Origin of the sequence: Enterococcus sp. AZ128, assembly GCF_051714485.1 — a bacterium.
Lineage (GTDB): Bacteria > Bacillota > Bacilli > Lactobacillales > Enterococcaceae > Enterococcus_A.
Map to the genome: position 1 here is coordinate 610,206 of NZ_JBIORZ010000002.1, position 20,649 is coordinate 630,854.

At 38.7% G+C, this 20,649-nt stretch carries 24 protein-coding genes; 4 read left to right on the forward strand and 20 right to left on the reverse strand.

Annotated features, from left to right (window positions below):
* Positions 1–5 precede the first annotated feature (5 nt).
* From IGI38_RS14675 to IGI38_RS14690, 4 genes are all read right to left on the reverse strand, one after another.
* Complete coding sequence (locus tag IGI38_RS14675; protein ID WP_438731966.1) at positions 6–680, reverse strand: RibD family protein; 675 nt, start codon at positions 678–680, stop codon at positions 6–8.
* Between the two features lie 249 nt (positions 681–929).
* Positions 930–1,127 carry a hypothetical protein gene (locus tag IGI38_RS14680; RefSeq protein WP_438731968.1) on the reverse strand — a complete coding sequence of 66 codons (198 nt, stop codon included), beginning with the start codon at positions 1,125–1,127 and terminating at the stop codon, positions 930–932.
* Positions 1,128–1,275: 148 nt separating this feature from the next.
* Positions 1,276–1,689, reverse strand: coding sequence for a VOC family protein (locus IGI38_RS14685; protein WP_438731970.1), 414 nt, complete (start codon positions 1,687–1,689; stop codon positions 1,276–1,278).
* A 234-nt stretch (positions 1,690–1,923) separates the two neighbouring features.
* Positions 1,924–3,372: a glycoside hydrolase family 1 protein gene (locus IGI38_RS14690; RefSeq protein WP_438731972.1), complete on the reverse strand. Its 1,449-nt coding sequence runs from the start codon at positions 3,370–3,372 to the stop codon at positions 1,924–1,926.
* A gap of 93 nt (positions 3,373–3,465) precedes the next feature.
* On the opposite strand from IGI38_RS14690, the gene IGI38_RS14695 reads away from it, so the two are divergent.
* Together IGI38_RS14695 and IGI38_RS14700 are read left to right on the forward strand one after the other, a co-directional pair.
* Complete coding sequence (locus IGI38_RS14695) at positions 3,466–3,798, forward strand: hypothetical protein (protein WP_438731974.1); 333 nt, start codon at positions 3,466–3,468, stop codon at positions 3,796–3,798.
* Entirely contained in the window at positions 3,795–4,337 is a 543-nt protein-coding gene (locus IGI38_RS14700) for an SIS domain-containing protein (protein ID WP_438731976.1), read from the forward strand. Before IGI38_RS14695 ends, IGI38_RS14700 begins: the two co-directional genes overlap by 4 nt.
* Positions 4,338–4,596: 259 nt before the next feature.
* Here IGI38_RS14700 and fucO read toward each other — a convergent pair whose 3' ends face one another.
* The 7 genes from fucO to IGI38_RS14735 are packed head-to-tail and all read right to left on the reverse strand — an operon-like array spanning position 4,597 to position 12,142.
* On the reverse strand, positions 4,597–5,748 hold the full coding sequence (gene fucO, locus IGI38_RS14705; protein ID WP_438731978.1) for a lactaldehyde reductase: 1,152 nt from the start codon (positions 5,746–5,748) through the stop codon (positions 4,597–4,599).
* 59 nt (positions 5,749–5,807) lie between these two features.
* Positions 5,808–6,368, reverse strand: a complete 561-nt coding sequence (hxlB, locus tag IGI38_RS14710; protein ID WP_438731980.1) for a 6-phospho-3-hexuloisomerase — start codon at positions 6,366–6,368, stop codon at positions 5,808–5,810.
* Between the two features lie 12 nt (positions 6,369–6,380).
* Positions 6,381–7,007: a 3-hexulose-6-phosphate synthase gene (gene hxlA / locus IGI38_RS14715; RefSeq protein WP_438731982.1), complete on the reverse strand. Its 627-nt coding sequence runs from the start codon at positions 7,005–7,007 to the stop codon at positions 6,381–6,383.
* Positions 7,008–7,009: 2 nt separating this feature from the next.
* Entirely contained in the window at positions 7,010–8,173 is a 1,164-nt protein-coding gene (locus IGI38_RS14720) for a mannitol dehydrogenase (RefSeq protein ID WP_438731983.1), read from the reverse strand.
* Positions 8,174–8,602 carry a PTS sugar transporter subunit IIA gene (locus IGI38_RS14725; RefSeq protein WP_438731985.1) on the reverse strand — a complete coding sequence of 143 codons (429 nt, stop codon included), beginning with the start codon at positions 8,600–8,602 and terminating at the stop codon, positions 8,174–8,176.
* 12 nt (positions 8,603–8,614) lie between these two features.
* Positions 8,615–10,657 carry a BglG family transcription antiterminator gene (locus IGI38_RS14730; RefSeq protein WP_438731986.1) on the reverse strand — a complete coding sequence of 681 codons (2,043 nt, stop codon included), beginning with the start codon at positions 10,655–10,657 and terminating at the stop codon, positions 8,615–8,617.
* 48 nt (positions 10,658–10,705) lie between these two features.
* The gene (locus IGI38_RS14735) at positions 10,706–12,142 is read right to left on the reverse strand and encodes a PTS transporter subunit EIIC (protein ID WP_438731988.1); all 1,437 of its coding nucleotides are present in this window, start codon (positions 12,140–12,142) and stop codon (positions 10,706–10,708) included.
* Between the two features lie 196 nt (positions 12,143–12,338).
* Here IGI38_RS14735 and IGI38_RS14740 point away from each other — a divergent pair, with 196 nt between their 5' ends.
* A complete protein-coding gene (locus tag IGI38_RS14740; RefSeq protein WP_438731990.1) occupies positions 12,339–12,998 on the forward strand; it encodes an HAD family hydrolase in 660 nt (219 codons plus the stop codon).
* Between the two features lie 239 nt (positions 12,999–13,237).
* Here IGI38_RS14740 and IGI38_RS14745 read toward each other — a convergent pair whose 3' ends face one another.
* From IGI38_RS14745 to IGI38_RS14770, 6 genes are read right to left on the reverse strand one after another with little or no spacing between them, the layout of a single operon-like run.
* A complete protein-coding gene (locus IGI38_RS14745) occupies positions 13,238–14,335 on the reverse strand; it encodes an ABC transporter substrate-binding protein (protein WP_438731991.1) in 1,098 nt (365 codons plus the stop codon).
* A 38-nt stretch (positions 14,336–14,373) separates the two neighbouring features.
* Positions 14,374–15,162, reverse strand: coding sequence for an ABC transporter ATP-binding protein (locus IGI38_RS14750; RefSeq protein ID WP_438731993.1), 789 nt, complete (start codon positions 15,160–15,162; stop codon positions 14,374–14,376).
* Positions 15,162–16,178, reverse strand: a complete 1,017-nt coding sequence (locus tag IGI38_RS14755) for a FecCD family ABC transporter permease (protein ID WP_438731995.1) — start codon at positions 16,176–16,178, stop codon at positions 15,162–15,164. The genes IGI38_RS14750 and IGI38_RS14755 overlap by 1 nt, the downstream gene beginning before the upstream one ends.
* A gap of 1 nt (position 16,179) precedes the next feature.
* Positions 16,180–16,920: a class I SAM-dependent methyltransferase gene (locus tag IGI38_RS14760; RefSeq protein WP_438731997.1), complete on the reverse strand. Its 741-nt coding sequence runs from the start codon at positions 16,918–16,920 to the stop codon at positions 16,180–16,182.
* A 14-nt stretch (positions 16,921–16,934) separates the two neighbouring features.
* Positions 16,935–17,270 carry a cupin domain-containing protein gene (locus IGI38_RS14765; protein ID WP_438731998.1) on the reverse strand — a complete coding sequence of 112 codons (336 nt, stop codon included), beginning with the start codon at positions 17,268–17,270 and terminating at the stop codon, positions 16,935–16,937.
* Between the two features lie 19 nt (positions 17,271–17,289).
* A complete protein-coding gene (locus IGI38_RS14770; RefSeq protein WP_438732000.1) occupies positions 17,290–17,604 on the reverse strand; it encodes a hypothetical protein in 315 nt (104 codons plus the stop codon).
* A gap of 133 nt (positions 17,605–17,737) precedes the next feature.
* Here IGI38_RS14770 and IGI38_RS14775 point away from each other — a divergent pair, with 133 nt between their 5' ends.
* Positions 17,738–18,400 carry a Crp/Fnr family transcriptional regulator gene (locus tag IGI38_RS14775; protein WP_438732001.1) on the forward strand — a complete coding sequence of 221 codons (663 nt, stop codon included), beginning with the start codon at positions 17,738–17,740 and terminating at the stop codon, positions 18,398–18,400.
* Between the two features lie 297 nt (positions 18,401–18,697).
* Here the strand turns inward: IGI38_RS14775 and IGI38_RS14780 are convergent, their stop codons facing one another.
* The 3 genes from IGI38_RS14780 to prdB form a co-directional block, all read right to left on the reverse strand.
* Positions 18,698–19,171, reverse strand: coding sequence for a GyrI-like domain-containing protein (locus tag IGI38_RS14780; RefSeq protein ID WP_438732003.1), 474 nt, complete (start codon positions 19,169–19,171; stop codon positions 18,698–18,700).
* A gap of 189 nt (positions 19,172–19,360) precedes the next feature.
* Entirely contained in the window at positions 19,361–19,654 is a 294-nt protein-coding gene (locus IGI38_RS14785) for a hypothetical protein (RefSeq protein WP_438732005.1), read from the reverse strand.
* Positions 19,655–19,922: 268 nt separating this feature from the next.
* Positions 19,923–20,648 (reverse strand): D-proline reductase (dithiol) protein PrdB, encoded by a 726-nt coding sequence (gene prdB, locus IGI38_RS14790; protein ID WP_438732007.1) that lies wholly within the window; start codon positions 20,646–20,648, stop codon positions 19,923–19,925.
* Position 20,649: the final 1 nt, after the last annotated feature.

A 20,649-nucleotide genomic window follows, 5' to 3' on the forward strand; every position in this document is an offset into this window, starting at 1 on the left:
CAATCCTAAACCTGATAGCTCAGCAGTACTGCCCCGCTTTCATACTTAATAACATCTTTAAGCTCCAAATCAATCACCTTATGTTCCACCGGTAAGCCATCAAATACAGTCGGAAATCCCACTCGACCATCAATTCCAGCACCAATCAAAAGGCTGATTTCATCCAAAAGGTCTGCTTCCAAAAAAGCGGTGTTGATTGCTGGACCGCCAACAACAGCCATACGCTGTACGTGAAATTCTTCTGAAAGTATTTCAACCGCTCGTTTAAGATTAATTCGCTCTTCTCCACAAACAATCCATGATATATTTTTGGAATCAAGATACGCCAAATATTCTGTAGAAACCTGTTCACTGGTGATGATTAAGTACGGTTTTTCCATTTCAGAAGCGTCAGGCCAAAGAAGAACTCCATGAGTATCTACGATCACCTCATAGCCATTTTTAGCTATTTTCTTGGAAAAAGCTTCCTCTCCTTTTGCCTTAAAATTCTTCACTTCAAATTTCCCCGGTAAAGCAATTTCTAACTCTGCTGTTACTCTACCACTAACGGTGGTAGGTGTTTCTAATGCTTTTAAAGTATTCGAGTAGTCCTCTACCCCATTTAGTTTTCCTGTCATCGTGCAATCAATTCTTCCATCAATAGAAGTCATCATATGACATACGATAAATGGTTTCTCCATCCAATTCTCTCCTCATGTACGAATCAATCATTTACTTGCCATATCACAAGCAAAGCGCACCTGCGCTATGATTCTATCCGTTATTTTCCTAACTTCGTTTGTATTCAGCTCATGCTCTACTGCCATAATAAACCTAAAGTTAACTTTAGGAGCAAGCATAAAAATGAAAAAATTTTTTAGCTGCTGAGTTAAGAAGTCCTTTTCTTCTCTACAAAAAAGAAGTCCGAGAATCACTCAAACTTCTTACGATCAGATTGGGTTTTGTATTTGCATAATGACTACTTTTCTGCGGATATCATCCAGTACCTTGTCTGAAAAAATACTCGAAGGAACTCGAAGCACTTTCGGAATTTTTTCTGCATCTACTACATGGCGCAGCTGTTCAGGAAGTAAATAGATCGTATCTTCTTCAAAAATCTTGATGTTATCAACGAAAGAAGCTTTCACTTGATAATTCTCTCCAAAGCATACCTGCATATTCGCGATTGGTTGGCGATACTGAGAGAGGCAGACATACGACTCATAGGGCTGCTGACAATTGTTGACGGCAAAATGTAGATTACTTTTTGCTTTGGGCTTTCACCAGAGATTTCCATCAATTTTCTCCATCTATATTCACTACAATAATATTCCAGACGATTCCGTACTTGTCTTTGACTGACGTGTGTAACGGACTGTAAAAAGTTTTTGTCGGAGGAAGCAATATTGAGCCCTCTTCTTTTAGCTGATCATACATCTTCGTTGCTTCATCAACGCCATCAGGATTTATTGTCAAATGAACATTATTTCCAACAACGACCGGTTCAGAGAATTCATCCGCAAAGGTAACCTGTGTCCCAAACAGTTCCATGTCTCCGTGAAGAACATAATTACTTACATCTTCCTCCACACCATCTGGAACATATTCATTGTATTTCAGAATTTTCTTATTTTGGCCAGAGAAAACTTGTTCATAAAACAGCATCGCTTCTTCACATTGTCTATCAAATAAAATATACGGTGTCATCATATTAGTGAGCCTCCTAAAAAAAGAATTTCTTTCATTATACCATCGAGGCTATGAAGGTACCCAATTGCTCGTTGCTAATCGATCATTGATTTCGATTTGAGAATACTAAATAGTAAAACCTTCTCAAGTCTCGACCGTTTGACTTGAGAAGGTTACTATTCATTTCATCGCTTTTTTATTCAAGGCCAGAGAAAAATAGTTCTCCACTACTTCATTACTTGCTCTTCCTACAACTTAAGCCAAATCCGACCCGTTCGTAGCAATCACGTTTTTAAACCAATCAAATGAATCCTTTTTCGAACGTTTCAACGTTCCTTTCCCTTCATCATCCAGATCAACATAGATAAAGCCGTAACGTTTAGACATTTGACTCGTACTTGCACTGACCAAATCGATACATCCCCATGGCGTATAGCCCATTAGCTCAACACCCTCATCGATGGCCTGTTCCATTTCCTTAATATGATCCCGCAAATAATCGATACGATAAGGATCATGGATAGCACCATCTTCTTCTACTACGTCTTTTGCTCCTAGACCATTTTCAACAATGAACAATGGGATTTGATAACGGTCATACAGCTTATGCATCGTAATACGCAGACCAATAGGATCGATTTGCCAGCCCCAATCACTCGCTTTTAGGTACGGATTTTTCTTAGATCCCAGCAGATTTCCGCCTACTTCCTCCCCATCTTTTTCGTAAGTCGCAATGCTACTCATGTAATAACTGAAGGACATATAATCAACCGTCCCCTCTCGTAGAATCGCATCATCGCCGGATTCTTTTTTGATCGTAATCTTGTTATCACGGAAAAACTTATTCATATAGCTTGGATAATACCCGCGAATCTGCACATCTGAATAGAACAGATTCGTATGATCTCCGTAGATGCCTTCCATCACATCTAGCGGATTACACGTATCAGGATAAGCCTCCATCCGAGCGAGCATACAACCGATCTTAGCATCTGGAATGATTTCATGACAAGCCTTCACAGCCAGTGCACTGGCAACAAACTGATGATGAGCTGCCTGAAATTGCGACTGCAACATATTGTCCGTTTTATCTGCTAATATCCCTCCGCTTAAATAACCAGTCATACCAATGATATTTATTTCATTGAATGTCAACCAATACTTAACTTTATCTTTATAGCGCTCAAAAAGTACTCGTGCGTATTTTTCAAATGCTGCGATCGTCTTGCGAGACTCCCAACCGTTTTGCTTGAACGCCAAACCCAGTGGAAATTCATAATGAGAGATTGTTACTAAGGGCTCGATGTCATATTTCAGCAGTTCATCAAAAACGGCATCATAAAAAGCCAAACCCGCTTCATTCGGTTCGCTTTCGTCGCCATTCGGAAAAATCCGCGGCCATGAAATTGACAGTCGGAAAGTTTTAAAACCCATCTCCGCAAATAAAGCGATATCTTCTTTGTAGCGATGATAGAAGTCAATCCCATGGCGCTTAGGGTAGACACCTTCCTTATCCTCCATCGCTTCCTTTACATCAGCAGTCGTCATTGGTTTCGTGATGCTATGCATATCCGTCCCGTTTTCTTTAATGTAACGAGCAGTATCAGCAGTCGACCAGCCTTTTCCATCTTCTAAAAAAGCTCCTTCAAATTGATTGGCTGCAGTTGCGCCGCCCCATAAAAAATCCTTCGGAAATCCACTCATGCTCTTCATCCTTCCTTTTTCCTTCAAGTCTATTGTATAATTGACATGCTTGATTTCCTTCATCTTATCATAAGAAAGGTCAAGTAGAATTTCATGTTTTTAGTACCATTTTCATTCTTCATAACTCATTTTCACATTTATGAAAATGAACGATTCGATTTGATTGGAGCGTGTCTAACCTTGCCAAACCTCTTAGATTTTTTAACCTATTTAAATGTCAATGGAAAAGAAACCAGTTACTCTAAGATCATCATTTTTTTGCTCACACATTCAACAGATGTCCAATCGTTGACCATTTCTGAAATTGCTGAGAAATGCTATGTTTCTCCGGCAACACTGACTCGTTTCAGCCGCCATTTCGGCTTCGCTTACTTTAATGAACTCAGAATTTGGTCGGAATGCCGCCTTATAATGGCTTACGTATGAACGAACAAGAGTATCAACTACTCCAGAACGACCCAAAAGAATACTTGGAAAATTATAGTGCTGAAATTATCACTTCAATCCAAGATGTTCTGAAAACAATTGATATTCCTGAGATTGATCAGCTTCTCAAAAAAATCAATGACGCTTCTGAAGTGGTTTTGATGGGGTATGGTGCTACTTTAGAAATCGCAAAAGAAGTTCAGATGTCCTTTCTTTCCAGTGGGAAAATTCTATATCTAGGTGAAACAGAACCCCTACAAAAAGAACTGATCACTGATTTAAACCCAGATGCATTGATTATTCTTATCTCATCCTATGGAACCTTGCTGACGAAAGATCCAGAATTGACTCGCATGATCAATACTAGTCCAGCTAGTTCCATTTTTATTACTCAAAACACCAAAAATACATTAACGAATTTATTTACCCAGACGATCCAAGTCACTAGTCAAAATTATGTGCAAATAGGCACCTATCCTCTAACCTTCTTTTTTGATTACCTTATTCGACGCTATGTCAGTCTCTTTGGACAGAAATGATCCAGAGAGACCTTTTTCTTCCTACTCATCAAAAGAGCTAGATTCAAATCTTTTCATCTCTTGTTGCTAAAGACTTCATCATCGATTAAAACAAAAAATAGTTTTTTTTACACATAAAAACGGAGTAGATTTCTCTACTCCGAAAAAATTCTAACTTTTTGAGGTCGGTTCACATTGATAGATATATGGCCATTCGGCTATCATATTCTATTTATACCCTCAAGCAACTTTGTGAAAGTTATCCTGAGAGGTCCAACTATTACATGCAACTTCTATATAGTTCAATAATCTCTTGTACATCAGTTTCTTTAGGATTTCCAGAAGTATTGACATCTTTGAATGCATCCTCTGCAATTTTCGGAAGATCTTCTTCCTTAACACCTAACTCTACTAAGTGTTCTGGAATGCCTACGTCTTTACTTAATTGACGAACGGCGGCTACAGCAAGCTCTGCGGCTTCCTCTGGTAACATAGCGTCTACATTTTCGACGCCTAACACACGTGCGATTTCGCGATACTTTTCTCCAGCAGCATCCTTGTTGTAGTCCATCACATTAGGTAATAATGCCGCACAGGCAACTCCGTGAGGAATATCATACCACGCAGATAGTGGGTGAGCCATCCCATGTACTAAGCCCAGCCCCGCATTTGAGAAGCCCATTCCAGCGACATATTGTCCCAGAGCCATTTCTTCACGAGCTTTTTGGTCATTTTTGACTGAGGCTCTTAAAGAACGTCCAATAATTTCGATCGCCTTAATGTGCAGCATATCAGTCAATTCCCACGCACCTTTGGTAATATACCCCTCAATCGCATGCGTCATCGCATCCATACCTGTAGCTGCTGCTAATGAAGCAGGCATTCCCATCATTAAGTCACTGTCAACAAAAGCCACAACAGGGATATCATGGGGATCGACACAAGCAAATTTCCGGTTATTCTCTTTGTCTGTAATAACATAATTGATCGTTACCTCTGCTGCCGTACCAGATGTTGTTGTAACCGCTAAAATAGGGACAGAAGGATTTTCTGTGCCAGGTTCTCCTTCTAAACTGCGAAGATCGGCATGATCTGGATTATTTGTCACGATTCCAATTGCTTTTGCCGTATCAATCGAAGAACCACCACCAACTGCCAATAAGTAGTCTGCACCAGACTGTTTGAACGCTGCGATTCCTTTGAATACAACCTCCATACTTGGATTTGGTTCGATTTCATCAAAAACCTCGTAGGATAAGCTAGCGTTATCTAAAACATCTATGACCTTAGTCGCTACTTGATGTTCGATTAGTGCCTTATCTGTTACTACTAAAGCCTTTTTAAACTTTCTTGTTTTTACTTCATCAGCAATCTTTTGAATCGCGCCTTTTCCAAAATAAGAGGTTTCATTCAACACTACCCGATTTGTCATTTTAAGACTCTCCTTTAAATTATCGATATCTGTTACTTTTTTCACATTCTAACTCATGGTCATTCCATATTTGCATGACGATGATCCATGTCGCCTTGTTCCTGGTTTGTTTGTTTTTTCAAGTCAATGACCATACTGTCATATACTAACCATGCTAGCTGCTCAAAAGAAGAGCCATTGGGTTGAATAGATGGTGCTTTTTCTACTACCGGCCCTCGAGAAGAAATACCTGGGATCTGGATATACGCATCCGCCATAGAACCGATTTCTCCCTCTGGGCTGATGGTAATTGTCGCCAATTTTGCTTCCTCACTTTTCGCTTTTTTAGCCATCGTCACTAAGCTCTCTGTTTTTCCCGAACCAGATCCAATAATCAAAAGATCACCTTTACGAATCGAAGGTGTTGTTGGTTCCCCAACAAATCGTGAGTCAAAACCCAGATGCATTAAGCGATTGGAAAATGCTCTTGCCGCAAAGCCTGAACGACCTGCCCCTACTATGAATACACGTTTTGCATCTAAAATTAGTTTTTCTACCTGATTCAATTGCTCTTGATCAACCTGTTTTGCGTCTTGAGCCAACTCTTCAATGATTGATAGTAAGTTCCCACATACTTCCACGAATATCTCCTCCTATTTCAACGCTGCTTTGATCAAGCGAGCTTCTTCTTTTGGATTATCATTGTTGCAAATCGCCGAACCAACGATCACGATATCCGGTCCTACTTCCACGTAATCAGCAATCGTTTTGCTATTGATCCCGCCAGCCACTGAAATTTTTGATTTCTTGGCTAGGCGTTTTACTTCTTTCAAATCTCCTAGCGGTGTACGTCCTGCATGCTGCAGATCCGCACCAGTATGAACGGCTAACACATCAACACCGATTTCTTCTAATTGCGGTACACGTTTTTCTAAATCATCGACACAGATCAAATCAACTGCTGACAATTTCCCCATTCGCTTCGCTGCTTCATCGCATCCCTTGATAGTCAGCAAGTCGGTAACACCTAATACTACACAGTAATCCGCTCCGGCTTCATATGCCATTTCCGCTTCATAATCACCTGCATCCATGATTTTGTAATCTGCTAGGATTTCTTTGGCTGGAAATGCTTTTCGGAAGGCTTTAATCGCATCTACACCTGCACGCAAGCAGAATGGCGTACCGATTTCAAAGATATCTACATATTCTTCTACCTCTTTGGCAAAAGCTAAAGCTTCTTGTAGTTCCATTTCATCTAAGGCTAATTGTAATTTCATTTTTAGTTTGCTCCTTCTTTAAACTCATTGATATGTTTTAGTACTGCATCGTACAATCCTGTATTTGATTGAATCGTCGTATACTCAGTAATGGCTTTTTCAATTCCATTTGCCTTAATAAAGCTTTGAATTGTTTGTGACTCTTCATCTTCTTTATTGTCGAAAAAGAAAGGTGCGGCAATTGCTTTGGCAATATTGGTATAAGGTACACCCATTGCTTCCGCTTGAAGTCCTGGACTAACTAATCTGTCTTTTGCTCCAAGTTTTCTGATTGGGTTACGGCTTACTCGTGTGACCATGTCTACATATTTTGCTTGAACGTAACGATTAAGTGCGAACTCAACATAATCCGCCAAGTCTTCAAACGCAATATCGTATTTTTTACTAAGTAATGCTGCTACTTCCCGCATTTCATCTCTTACACTGGTGTAAATTTCTTCATCAGCGAATCCCTGCTGGATCTCAGTATAATTCTTGATATTTGATAAGTATCCGCAATAACAGTGTCCGCCATTGATAATGAATAATTTGCGGTCAATGACCAAGTCAATATTCTGGGTGTATGACGCATCTTTGATCGGTTTTGATTCAGGATCGAATAATGCCGTCTGTTCAATCGCCGCTTCAAAATCAGCCCCGACTTGAATTACACTTTTTCCGTCTTCTTCAATCAGCATCACACCGCGATCGGTGATCGTATTGGCAAATCGAGCGGTCTTATCCAGTACTTCCTCTGTGACCTCGTCATTTTTTTCCATAATAAGTTCTTTCAAAATATCAGAAGCTTTATAGGCATTTTCAAAAGCTAAGATATTTATAGGATCAATATTTTTTTCTGAACGTTTTAGTAATCCTTTTGCGATCACAGGAGCGATCCATTTCAGATTTTCAACTCGGACTGAAGTAGTTAGAATTTCAGCGTTCGCGATTTCTTCTGCTACTTCATTTTCCTGTTTGATCGAATGATACGCTACAACATTCGTGATGGTTTTTCTATTATCTCCACGTTCAACTTCAATCAAGTCAAAGGAGTTTGTTTCATTGATTTGATCAATCACTTGATCATTGGTATCCACAAACACAAGGCGGTAACCACTTTCAAAAAGCAAATCGCCCAATAATCCTCTACCAATTGCTCCAGCACCAAAGTGAATAGCGGTTTTCATTTAGATGACCTCCTTGAATATCGACACGACTTCTTCTTCAGATTTTGCTTGGCGTAATTTCTCAATATTCTCCATTTCAGAGCATACTTCTGCGATTTTCCCTAAAATTTCTAAATGTTGATTGTCTCTTCCGGCAATTCCGATCACAAGGTAGGCTGTCTGATCTCCAAAAGGAACACCATCAGGTACTTGTAAGAATGAAATTCCCGACTCATGAATTTTTTCAATCGATTTTACAATTCCATGAGGAATCGCTACATTATTCCCAATGTAAGTGGAAACCTCTTCTTCCCGCTTCAACATATCTTTAATGTAGCTATTGTCAACATATCCATTTTCAACTAACACTGTCCCGGCACTAACAATTGCATCGATTTTATTACTATACTGTTGATTCAATTTGATATTTTCTTTTTTGAATACATCCATCTATCTGCCCTCCTAAATTAATTCTGTAAGATTTTTCTTTAACTCGTCCGCGATAAATTGAATAATCATTTTTTTATTATGTGAATTTAGTATCCGTTCAGTTTCTTCATCAGTTGATAGAGAGATAATTAGATTACTGAGTAAGGCTGTCACCTTCTGATTTTCATTTCCAGAATGACAAATCACCAAAACTTTTCCGTTAAAGTCAACCTCATTATTCTTTCCTATTCGTGTAATATTAAGTACCAATAAAGCTGTTTTTTCTTTTTCCCTCAACGGACAATTTAATATCGCGTATTGACGATTAGGAACTTGATAATAATTCGCTTCCCAATCCATTTTAATATTCTCTATCTCTTCTTCTGTTAATATTATTTCCTGCTGCAATACGCCTATAATTTTTTCGGATAGCTTTTCCTTTTCTACAAGCATGTCCAACAACTTAAAATTATCTAATAACCGTACTGCTACATTAGTGCATTCGTTTAAACTGTATAGTGTCTCTACTGAGTTTCCGTTATTCAATGAGTGATCTTTCTTTTCCTTTTGCAAGACATTCAAACTGCGATACTTATGGTTCTCAATTTTTTGTCGAATAATATCGATCTCAGTTGTGTTGAGTAAAGGAGAAACTTGCATATAATCATTATCTTGCAAAAACAATGGAACTGTAGATAGGACTAGTTCATACTCTTGTATATCAATATCCACCAGTTCAATCAACGACGTAATTTTCTTGACATAAAGCTCTGGAATCTCACGTTCTAAACGACTGGATAACATTTTCGCAGATCCCATGCCACTAGAACAAACGACTAAAACTCTAAAAGATTTTCGAACTAGCTTATCTAAAGCAACCGCAAAATACAAAACCAAATACCCAATTTCATCTTCAGGGAAAAAATTTTTTCCAAATGTCTCCGAAGAAGATTCCGTCACCATAACATACAAACTATGATAATTTTGTTTGATCTCATTTTCTAATGGATTCCGAATAGAAATCCCGCTATTTACCCGATTGATAGCTTTAGAGAGATGCTTTTGCAACCCAATAATCAAATCGGAATTATCTGCCAAAGTAATACCTAAACGATTTTCAATTCCTTGGATCAACTCAATAATCTTCTCAGGCAGATCCGAAATATTATTTACTCCAGAACTCTCTGCGTCACGTTCACCAAAATAAATTTGAATGATCCACATAAGATAATTTGAATAATCATCTGCAACTTCATTAGAAACACTCTGTTTCAACGTTTGGTGGATTTTTTCGACCAAAGCATTCTGTGCACCGATCGATTCATTAAAAATCAATTCCTCTTTGTTCGTAACAGCATGCCGCCACAGCCCCACTAAAAGAATAAATTCAATCCGTTCAGCATCACTGACCTTAACACTCTGTTCGATTGCCATCGTTTCGATCACTTGATATGTCTCTTCGAAGATCGATCCATATTTTGCTTCTGTCATCTTTAAAAAGACCGAAGGATACGAATTCATTTTTCTTAACCAAGCAAATAAGATGGTTATATCAAGGTTCTTCGTTAAAATATCCATCAAACAGATGTGCTTTTGATACAAACTGCCCTCTACCTGTATCCCTTCCCCCATCTTGCTAATTAAGGAAATATTAGCTTTTTTCAGATACTCTTTAACCTGCGCCTGATCTTTCTTGATCGTTGATAAAGAAACTTCTAAAAAAGATGAAATTGACTGTAATTTTACATAGTCATCCTCCATCAATAAGAATAGAAGGATAAGGTCAATTCGCTCCTCTGCACGATAATCTTTGTCTTTTACCTCTGAAGAAAGGGCTGCTTTGAAATTTTGGATTTTTTCAAGTTTGCCTTCAATAATCATTCCTTTATTGGGAATGCTGGCTAATTCCAACCCTTGCTTTTCAATTTGATTTCGCACATCTTCCATTTCACGATAAACCGTTCGTTCGCTGAGCTTCAATCTGGTCGCAACCTCCTTGATAGAAAGTGCTTCTCGTGAATCAATCAATAACAAAATAATCTGTTTGACCCTTCTTGAAATGTACATTCCTTCCACTTCCTTCCCTTTGTGATTGCTACCAGATCGAGCTGCTTTTCTTAATCGTTATTCACTATCTTTAATGAATTGAATAAATCGTTCGTATTCACCATTATCAAGGAAATTTTTGATCGTAAGAATCGGTACCTCTTTGTTTGGATATAAGCTTTTGACCCGTTCAACCAGATTTTCACTTGTAATAATCAAGTCAACTTCATCTGGAATATTATCAACCGAGACATTCTGTACAGTCACGTCGCTTAACATCGCTTTTTTCGCTTTATTTCTGAGCATTGACGCGCCCATTGCGCTTGATCCCATACCAGCATCACAAGCGATGATGACCTTTTCAATTTTCTTTGTCGCTTTTATCGGAGTTTCTGCAACTACCGCTTGAGTTGCTGAGTTGATGACGGTTGAAGAAGTTTCCGCCGCTAATTCGATTTCAGGAGCTTCCTCAGACGTCTTATCCATCTTCAAGAAGAAGGCGGTCACTGCGAACGAAACAGCCGTCGCGATAATATAGCATGCAATATTTACTACAAACGTTCCTCGAGGCGTCATCATTAGCAGCGCTAAGAAGCTACCAGGAGAGACCGCTCCAACAGTACCTCCACCAAATAATTGAGCAACTAACAAGGCTGCCATATTTCCTAACATCGGTCCCAATATCGTAATCGGTTTGATCATAGCGTACGGGAAAGCAACTTCGCCAATCCCACCCAAGAACATGATCAAAGTAGAGGCTGGTGCAGATTTCTTGGCGATACCTTTACCAAATAAGGAGAACGCAATTAGCAATCCTGTCCAAGTCCCTCCGTTTGCTTCTACTAGGAATAAAAGAGACTTCCCGGTTTCCGCCACCTGATTTAAACCAATCGGGATCATGATTCCATGATTAATCGCATTATTTAAGAACATGACCTGCGCTGGCTGAACAAAGATACTCGTTAGCGGAATCAGATTTCGTGCAGTTAACCAAGCAACACCATTTGATAGAATCGTTAAAACAACACCAAAAATCGGTTCAACAACTAAGAATCCTGCGATAGCAATAAAGAAACCAACAATACCTAATGAGAAGTTGTCAACCAACATTTCCAATCCAGGCTTCACATGTCCTTTGAACAAGCCATCAACTTTTTTAATAATAATCGCGCCCAATGGGCCCATAATCATACCGCCAATCAGCATAGTAATATCTGCCCCGATAACCACACCCATTGTAGATAAAGCTCCGATTGCACCTCCACGTTTCCCGTAAACATTGTAACCGCCAACATAACCAATCAATATAGGCATTAAATATTGTAGAATCGGTCCAACTAATTCATTTAACTGTTCATTAGGTGTCCAACCAGTTGGGATGAAAAAGGCTGCTAAAAGTCCCCATGCAATAAACACACCAATATTCGGCATGACCATTGCACTTAAAAATCCTCCCATTTTTTGAACCTTTACTCTCAATGTAGATTTCGTATTTGCTGATGAGACATTATCCATTTTTACCTTCCTCCTAAAATTATTTCATAAACGTTTACAAGTTCATTCTATGGTGATGAAATCGTTTTATCTAGTGAAACTAAGGTCGTTTTTGTCAGATGACTGTTTGCCAAAAATGGCTTTGTTATGTAATTGTTCTTTTATATATAATGATAAACTACTACATAAGGAAAACAAAGATGATGGAGGTCTTTCAATGAAATGTGTAATTTTTGATATGGATGGAACATTGATCAATTCCGAAGAATGCTACTATCAAGTCTGGCAGCGATTGATTGAAGAGGCCGGTTATCCACTCAATAAAGCGTTCTATAAAACCATTCTAGGTTGCCCAACAACAGAGATAAAGGAACTTTTCCTTGCTCATTATGGAGCAGCTTTTCCCTTTCAAAGTCTTTTCAGCTCTTTTATGCACGTCAGAAATCACTATATTCAACAGGCAAAATTCGACTTAAGTCCAGGTATCACTCAATTCTTTGATCTTTGCCAAAAACAAAATATTACATGCGGTGTGGCCACATCTTCTCATAAGGAAGAAGCAATAACTCTATTAAAATCAATGGGTATTTGGAAGCAATTGCGTTTTTCAGTATTTGGAGATGAGATAGTAAATGGCAAGCCAAATCCAGAAATTTTCGAAAAAGCGGTTCGGAAATCTGGCTTTAAGAAGAATGAGATTGTTGTTTTTGAGGACTCAAAAAATGGTTTGTTGTCCGCAAAACGAGCCGGTTTATACGTATACCAAATTAATGATTTTATTCCACTTGATGAAACAGATTATGCTCTTGCCCAATATACGTTTAAGAACTTTCTTGAAGTGTTAGATTTTTGTGGAAACTCACCTGTAGAACTATAGGTTAAAACTGTGAAATAAGTCATAGTTGTTAATCTGAAGTGAACTATTATGAAACGGGGATGTTTGTAGTGAGCTGATATTTTTTTATGAATACTTTTGATTTTTTACGAGATTGATTTAAAATACGGCACCTATCTATACTCTTTAATTTCACGTAAAAAAACTCCAGAAATAGACGATTTCACGTCATTTCTGGAGTTTCCTTTCAGAGACGTCTGACACAGCCTCCTGTTCAATCACTATTTATAAGAAAGCTTTCCTACGTTTTCTTGTGGAGATAGAATTTGTTTGACCTGTGAATCTGAAAGCTGAATATCATAGAACTTTTCATAGTATTCAGTAATTTTATCTTCCATATCAACATCTGAAAATTCTTCTGGATAAGTTTGCTTTGCCAACCACCATAATGTCAGAGGTGCATCTGTAGAAGGCGGCCACCATCTGTGGATACCCAATGGAAATTTGTGGACTTCTTTGTTTTCTACAGCTGTAACCGTACTCCAATCATGTCCTTCTACGGCAGTGTTCTTGTACAGATCCTCTGGCATGACCGATGTCAGTGTGGACAGAAATATTTTTTCCGGCTGCCATTCATAAATCTGCTCCATGTTCACAATATTTTTTTGTGCTGAAAGTGCAACATTGATTCCGCCAGTTGCTTCTACCCAGTACTCACCAAAGGTCCCTTTACCTGCGGCAGTCAGCGCGCCTTCGTTATAATGAGCGATTTCTAACACCTTTACTCGATCTGCCTCTGGAATCTCTGCTAAACGCTCTTTGATTTCGTTCTCTGTTTCTTTTCCGTATTCGATAATGCCATTGACTTTGCTTTTTTCTTGAAAAATATCTTCAAATTGATTTAGCCATTTCTCAAGAGTCGCTAATGGACTTGTACCACCGGCAGTCGGTGAAAAACCAACTGCGGTTATCCCCGCTTCTTGAAGCTTTTCTGTGTTTTCTTCACCAGAATAAAATACGATATCAGGTGCCATATTAAGTAACTCCTCGATATTCAGCTCACCATTTTCGTAAGCTGCTGTAGAAACATCCAAAATATCCGGTGCATACTCAGAAAGAATCGAATTCTCAGCTGCATTAAGTGAGTCCGGCGGCATGACAATCAAATTATCAACATTTCCACCTTGATATACTGCTAATACAGACGGCAATGGCAGCAATTCTAAGATTGCAACTTTTTCTATTTTCTCAGGAAGAGTGACTTTATTACCGTAATGATCCGTGATCGTACGTTGCGTTTCTTCCTTTGTTTCTTTCGTTTCCAATGACTGGCTGCTTTCTCCACATCCGGAAAAAAGCAGCAGTGCTCCAACAAACATGAGCCAATATATCTTCTTTTCATCATTTCTCCTCTTTCTTACATAATTTCTAGTGCTGTAACTGTTTGATAGCTTCCAAGTACATGGTCATTTTTCCCCATATGAACCTTAACTTGAAACAATCGTTCAAGGTTTTTTTCGGTTACAATTTGTTCTGTTTTCCCAAATAAGACTGGCTCTTCTTTGTAGACTAAAAGTGCCTGATCGGCAACTCGAAGACCATGTTCCGGATAATGAGTATTGAACAGACAGGCTATGTCGAGTTCCTTTGCCAGTCGCTTCATGAGGTCCAAGACCAATAACTGATTTCTAAAATCCAAATTGGATTCCGGTTCATCAAGAATCAAGCACCTAGGCTCTGAACACAAAGCCCGAGCAATCAATACCATCTGAAATTGTCCTCCACTCAATTGACGACAGGATTTGTTTTGAAGATCTAATACTCCAGTCAGATCCATAACCTCTTCTGCCTTTTGTTCATCTGCTTTTCCTGGCTTTCCAAATGATCCCAGAAAAGCGTTTCGCCCCATCAAAACGAAGTCCTTCACTGAAAAGGCTTGTGTAACTGTTTTGGCCTGCGGAACATATCCAATTTTCTGCCAAAATTCCCTATAACTGATTTTTTCTGTTGGCTGACCATCAATAAACACATTTCCCGTTTTCCATGGCAGCAAATTCATAATGCATTTTAACAAGGTCGTTTTCCCCACACCATTGGGACCCATAATAGCTAGAATCTCACCACTCTTAACTGACAAATCAACATTTTCCCATAAAGGATCTGCTTTCGGATAGGCATAACTTCCATTTTTAACTGTCAACTTCATTACCAGTTTCCTCCAGTTCGTCTTAATAGAAAAATAAAACATGGGGCACCGATAATCGCTGTCAATATAGAAATTGGGATTTCAGATGAGACCATGGTTCGCGCCAATGTATCAACGATTACCAAAAAGACAGCACCTAAACTAATACTCGCTGGAATCACTCGAAGATTATTATTTCCAAACAGCATACGACTTAAGTGTGGGATCAATAAACCGATCCAGCCTATTTGACCACAGACTGATACAACAGACGCGGTAATAAACGCTGATGCAAGGATCAACACAAGACGCAATTTCTGAGTATTGACACCTAAAGATCGTGCCTCATCGTCCTCAAGCATCAGCAAATTGGATTTCCAGCGAAAAAGAAAAACCAAAAATACACTAACTACGATGAACGGCAGACAAACACTTAGACTTCGATAGGTCGTGTTACTCAGACTTCCCATCAACCAATAAGTGATTGCGGGAAGACGATCGTCTGTATCGACTACATATTTGATCATTGATACCCCTGCTTGAAATAAAGAAGAAATTACCATTCCTGATAAAATCAGCATAATCATTGTACGTTCCCCACGTGATTTACTGACAGAATAGGTCAACATCAGTGCCGCAATACCAAAGATCAAAGCAGATAACTGAACTAGCCATAAGTTTGCATTCAACGCTAAAGCGATCGCTGCTCCGAAACTTGCTCCTGACGCTACACCGACTGTATCTGGCGAAACAAGTGGATTAGCAAATACACTTTGCAGGGCGACTCCCGCTACAGCCAAGCCGCCACCGCACAACAATGCCATTAGCACTCTTGGTAATCGCATATTTACAACAACTGTTACCGCTTGAGTACTAACTGCTTCTCCGATATTAAGAAAGTGAGCCAGCAGTACTTGAAAGGATTCCAGCAAACTCAACGAATACCTACCCATACCTAAACAAATAAGAGCGGTAACAAAAGGAAGAAGCACTAAAAAGATCGTAATCATTAATTGCCTCTTCTTACTTTTACCCATCTTATTTCTCCGCACAATTCACGATATACCGCAAATTCTTTTGTTGATGACGAAAGAAACGGGACATTGAAAGAAATTGTTTTCTGTTTTCTGTCTTTAACCCATTTTTTATAATTCTTACAGCGCCTATGAAACCTTCATCACGAATTAGTCCAATCGGGCTCATCAAAGACATTTTTCCTGTACGTTGGTCAGTCTTCTTAAACCCGACTGATTGATAATGCGTTAACCAATCTTCAACCGTCAAAGGAGCCACTTTCATTTTGATAGTCTGGCTTAGTTGGCTCTCGACATGATCTGTCAAACTGATGTCGTGTGTTAACAATTTCCCACCAGGCTTTAGTACGCGATAGTACTCATTAAGCGCTTTATGCTTTGATCGGTCATCCAGCATCGTTAACATTGCTTCATTTATCACAATATCGAAGGTATTATCCTCAAAGGGCAGCTTCAGTGCATTCCCAGTCTGTACCTTGACTATCTTTTGAAGCCCTGCATGATTGATATTTTGCTGTGCTTTTTCCAATGCTTCACGATCTATATCAACACCAGTAATTTGGCACTGGTATTCCTGCGCCACCTCAATCAAAGTGGTCCCCATATTACAGGCAACTTCCAGCACTTTTTTTTCAGCTGTAAACTGTCCTTGCTCCATCAACCAGTTCGTTGCTTCGATACCACCTGGGCGCAGCCGCTTCTTTCCCAGCTCTGCTAAAAACAAATGTCCTACTTTTTTTGCCATACTCAACGATCTCCTTATTGTGGTTTAACAACAACTAGAAGCATTTGAAAAGCTTCTACCGCATACAGTGCGTGTCGAATATTAGCTGGTAAAATGATCATTTCTCCTGCATGAACCGTGTACTTTTCTTCAGCGATCGTGATCTCGGCTATTCCACTAAGTAGATTGACCATCGCATCTCCTTTAGAAGAGTGTCCACCGATTTCCTGTCCAGTATCGAGTGAAAAGACTGACATCCCTAAATCATTTCGCTGAACCAACGTCATACTTGCAACCTGTCCCTCATCAATCGGCACTTCATTTCTTAAATCCATTACTTTACTGTGTGATAGTTTTTTTATGTAACTCATTTTATTCGCTTCCTTTCTTTTATAACGTTTCTATTTGTAAAAATTTGCAGCGCTCTGTAGCATAAATTTCATGCAGACTATTTGGTGGAATAACGATCATTTCCCCCTTTTCTAACGGATAGCATTTTTCGTTCATCTTGATCTGCATTTTTCCATCAATCAGCTGAATCAGCTTTGTCATACTCGTTTGTTCTGCACTGATACTCTCGTCTCGATCCAACGCATAAATCATCAATGGCATATCAATGTTCAATGAACGACTCATCGAACGGCTTCTGATTTGACCATTCTTATAACCAACAAGCTCATTTAATGAAAAAATAAACTCATCCATCTTGACACCCCTTACATCAGTTTCTATTTTCTGGTAAAATGAACTCACTCAAACGATATTGAGAATCATTCTCATTGAAGAATAGCACAAGTTCATATAAAATTCGGTTGCATTTGCAACAAGGGGGAACGCTATGGAAAAATATCTTTCACTTCTTCAAAATACGACTTTTTTCAAAGGCTTTGATCAGCCAGAAATGTTCAAAGCCTTGAATTGTCTCAAAGGACAAGTCGTTTCCTATGATAAAGGAGAAGTTCTTTTATACTCAGAAACAGTTAGTCAATCTATTGGTATCATCTTAGAAGGCACCATTTACCTTAGCAAAACAAACATTCATGGAGAACGTCAGATATTCGCCGAACTCAATGCTGGTGAATTATTTGGTGAAAATTGCCTGTGGGAGAAAAATACGCTCAATCATTTTGAGATCGAAGCAGCTGGCCCCTGCACGATTCTCTCAATTGAGCGAGACAAAATTTTGCATCCTGAAAAAACGACATGCATTTTGCGACAACGGATCATAGAAAATCTTTTCCATCTATTGTTGTTAAATAACCAGTCATTATATCAAAAAATCGATTTGGTCGCTCAAAAAAATTTAAGAGAGCAACTTCTCTATTATTTAGAGCTGCAAGCACGAAAGAACAATGCGACACACTTCAGCATCCCTTTCTCACGTCAGGAGTTAGCTGAATATCTCGGTGTTGACCGAAGTGCACTGTCCAGAGAACTCGCAAAAATGAAAAATGAGCGATTGATTGATTACAGAAAAAATAATTTTAGCTTATTAGAATAGCTTTTATCCAATAAAAATAACAGTACCCCTTCTTAACCTAGAAAGGGGCACTGCTATTTTCTATTCTATTGATACATCTCATAATACCGAATTTGACCAATGTCCATAGCTAACTGATTATTAATCACTTAAATCAGCACACAGATCCTCCAAAAAATGAAGCGTAATTTTTCTAGAGTGGTTAATTCTAACTAGTTAGAATTCTCTATAAGTTAATTCCTTGTTTATTGTTATGTTTGATGATCCTATAAATCTCACTTTTCCAAAAAGAGATACACAACTATTAGTAAAAACCGATCAATTACCTTTTCCCACTACTGCTATCCAAACCTCGAAATTTTCTCTCTTTTCCCCCTTCAAATAGACCTCAAGCTGATATTCAACTGGCTCGTAGTCCAATGTCGGGAAAAAATCAGAATATATTTTAGTCCTTAGCTCTTGATTTATTGATCCTTCTGCATCAAAAGCGAACCCTCGAAACCTTATCCATAGACTCTCAGGAATTTCCTTGATTACATAGCCCTTGGGAATCTTCTCACCATCAAAAAGTGTCGCAATATAGTATTGGTACCCCTCCCCATCATATGAAGAACCATCTGCAAGACCTATAAGTTCTTTTTTTGGTGATGAAGAGTAATTCCATAATTCTTTCAAAGTCCCGTCTCGATCACATTTTTTCCAAAATGCATCTGCTTTAACATCATTCGCGAATTGCTTTTCCACTTTTCCAAGTAATCGGAGCTTTCCCTTTTCTTCAATTTGATAGTCCATAATGGCTCCTCCTTATATTTTTCCCTCTTCAGTTTACAAAGATGGTTTGCAAATCCATTTCAATACAATAATTCTACTATAAATAAAGCTAAAACAGCCAACTCCTGTAATTAGAAAATAGAAATAAAAAAAATCCAGATAGGCTTCCTATCCAGATTCTTCCATTATCTATCCAGTTTTCATTTCCCATCAAACTACTTTTGAAAAGAATAGCGGATTTAGCTTCCAATTCAAAAATGAAACAATGCCATTGCCAGAATCAAAAAAAGTGTACTGCTCCTTGTCATGATAAAAACTTATGATTCTTTCATCACTTGTTTTTTCGATTGCGATCTCTCGAACATCGCAGGGATAGATTTCTTTTTCCTTCACTTTATAAAGGCCTTGATGTCTATTTATTCCGATGATTCCCTGCTCATATTCCACTTCCGCAAAATAATAGTCTTCCCCATTCTTATCCACAACCTTGACGTAAGTATTCATGACGATCCTCCTATTTTTATTTTAAGTATACGTTGTGATACCGGTTCCACAGGAAATGTTTTGCTCAATAATGATAGGATGATATTTTTTTCAGGTCCTCCGCATGTATATATATCAATGGGGACTTTCACATCTTTAAATAAAAAAGCATCAACTGATTTTCTCCTTTACCGTACATAGGAAAGAAAGAGAATCGGTCGATACTTTTCTAATTATATTTTAGTCTTGTTATGACACTTGGCTTGGTATTTATATAGAAGAGAAACGTCTAAACATTGTGGCGATATTCATATGGCAGAACTTTGGTATTGTTGTAACTTGGGCAATCGCGAACCCATTCTAGAGATTCTTTCAGGATGGCTGTTTGTTGTTCCACATTGTTTGGTTCACCAGCATTTGATCCGATTGGTACGTGTGGTGCTGTGATTCGAGGAGCACCTTGTTGGCGAGCAATCGGTGGAAGTGCAGCGATCACTACACAACTCATCCCTTCCGCTTCACAGCAACGTGTCACGATTGTCGCTGAGCGGTGACACGTTCCACAGCCTCCGGTACAAAGAACGATATCTACGCCTTGTTCCTTTAGTTTTTTAGCGATCTCTGGTCCAGTTTCATTTTGGAATTTTTCAACATTTCCGCCGCCGCCCATGAAGGTATAGGTCTCTTTTGATAATGATCCGATGAACCCTTCCTTCACTAATTCATGCAGACGATCAATTGGGAACATTGCATTCACGTCTTTATTGATATCAGAATTATCAAAGCCGCCGTGTGTTACCATCAGTTCTGAAGATGGCGTATCGAAAGAAATCGTACGATAACTAAAATCTCCTGAAGTATTAAATGGCACATCACTTTTTTTATGGATACCACCAGCCGTGATAAATGCCACTTTACATTCATTCAAAGGTTTCTTTAATTCTGTAAAAATAGGTTTTGGAGTAATCGGTACAAAAATCTCAGATCTCATACCCTCAACTGTTGTCAAACTCATT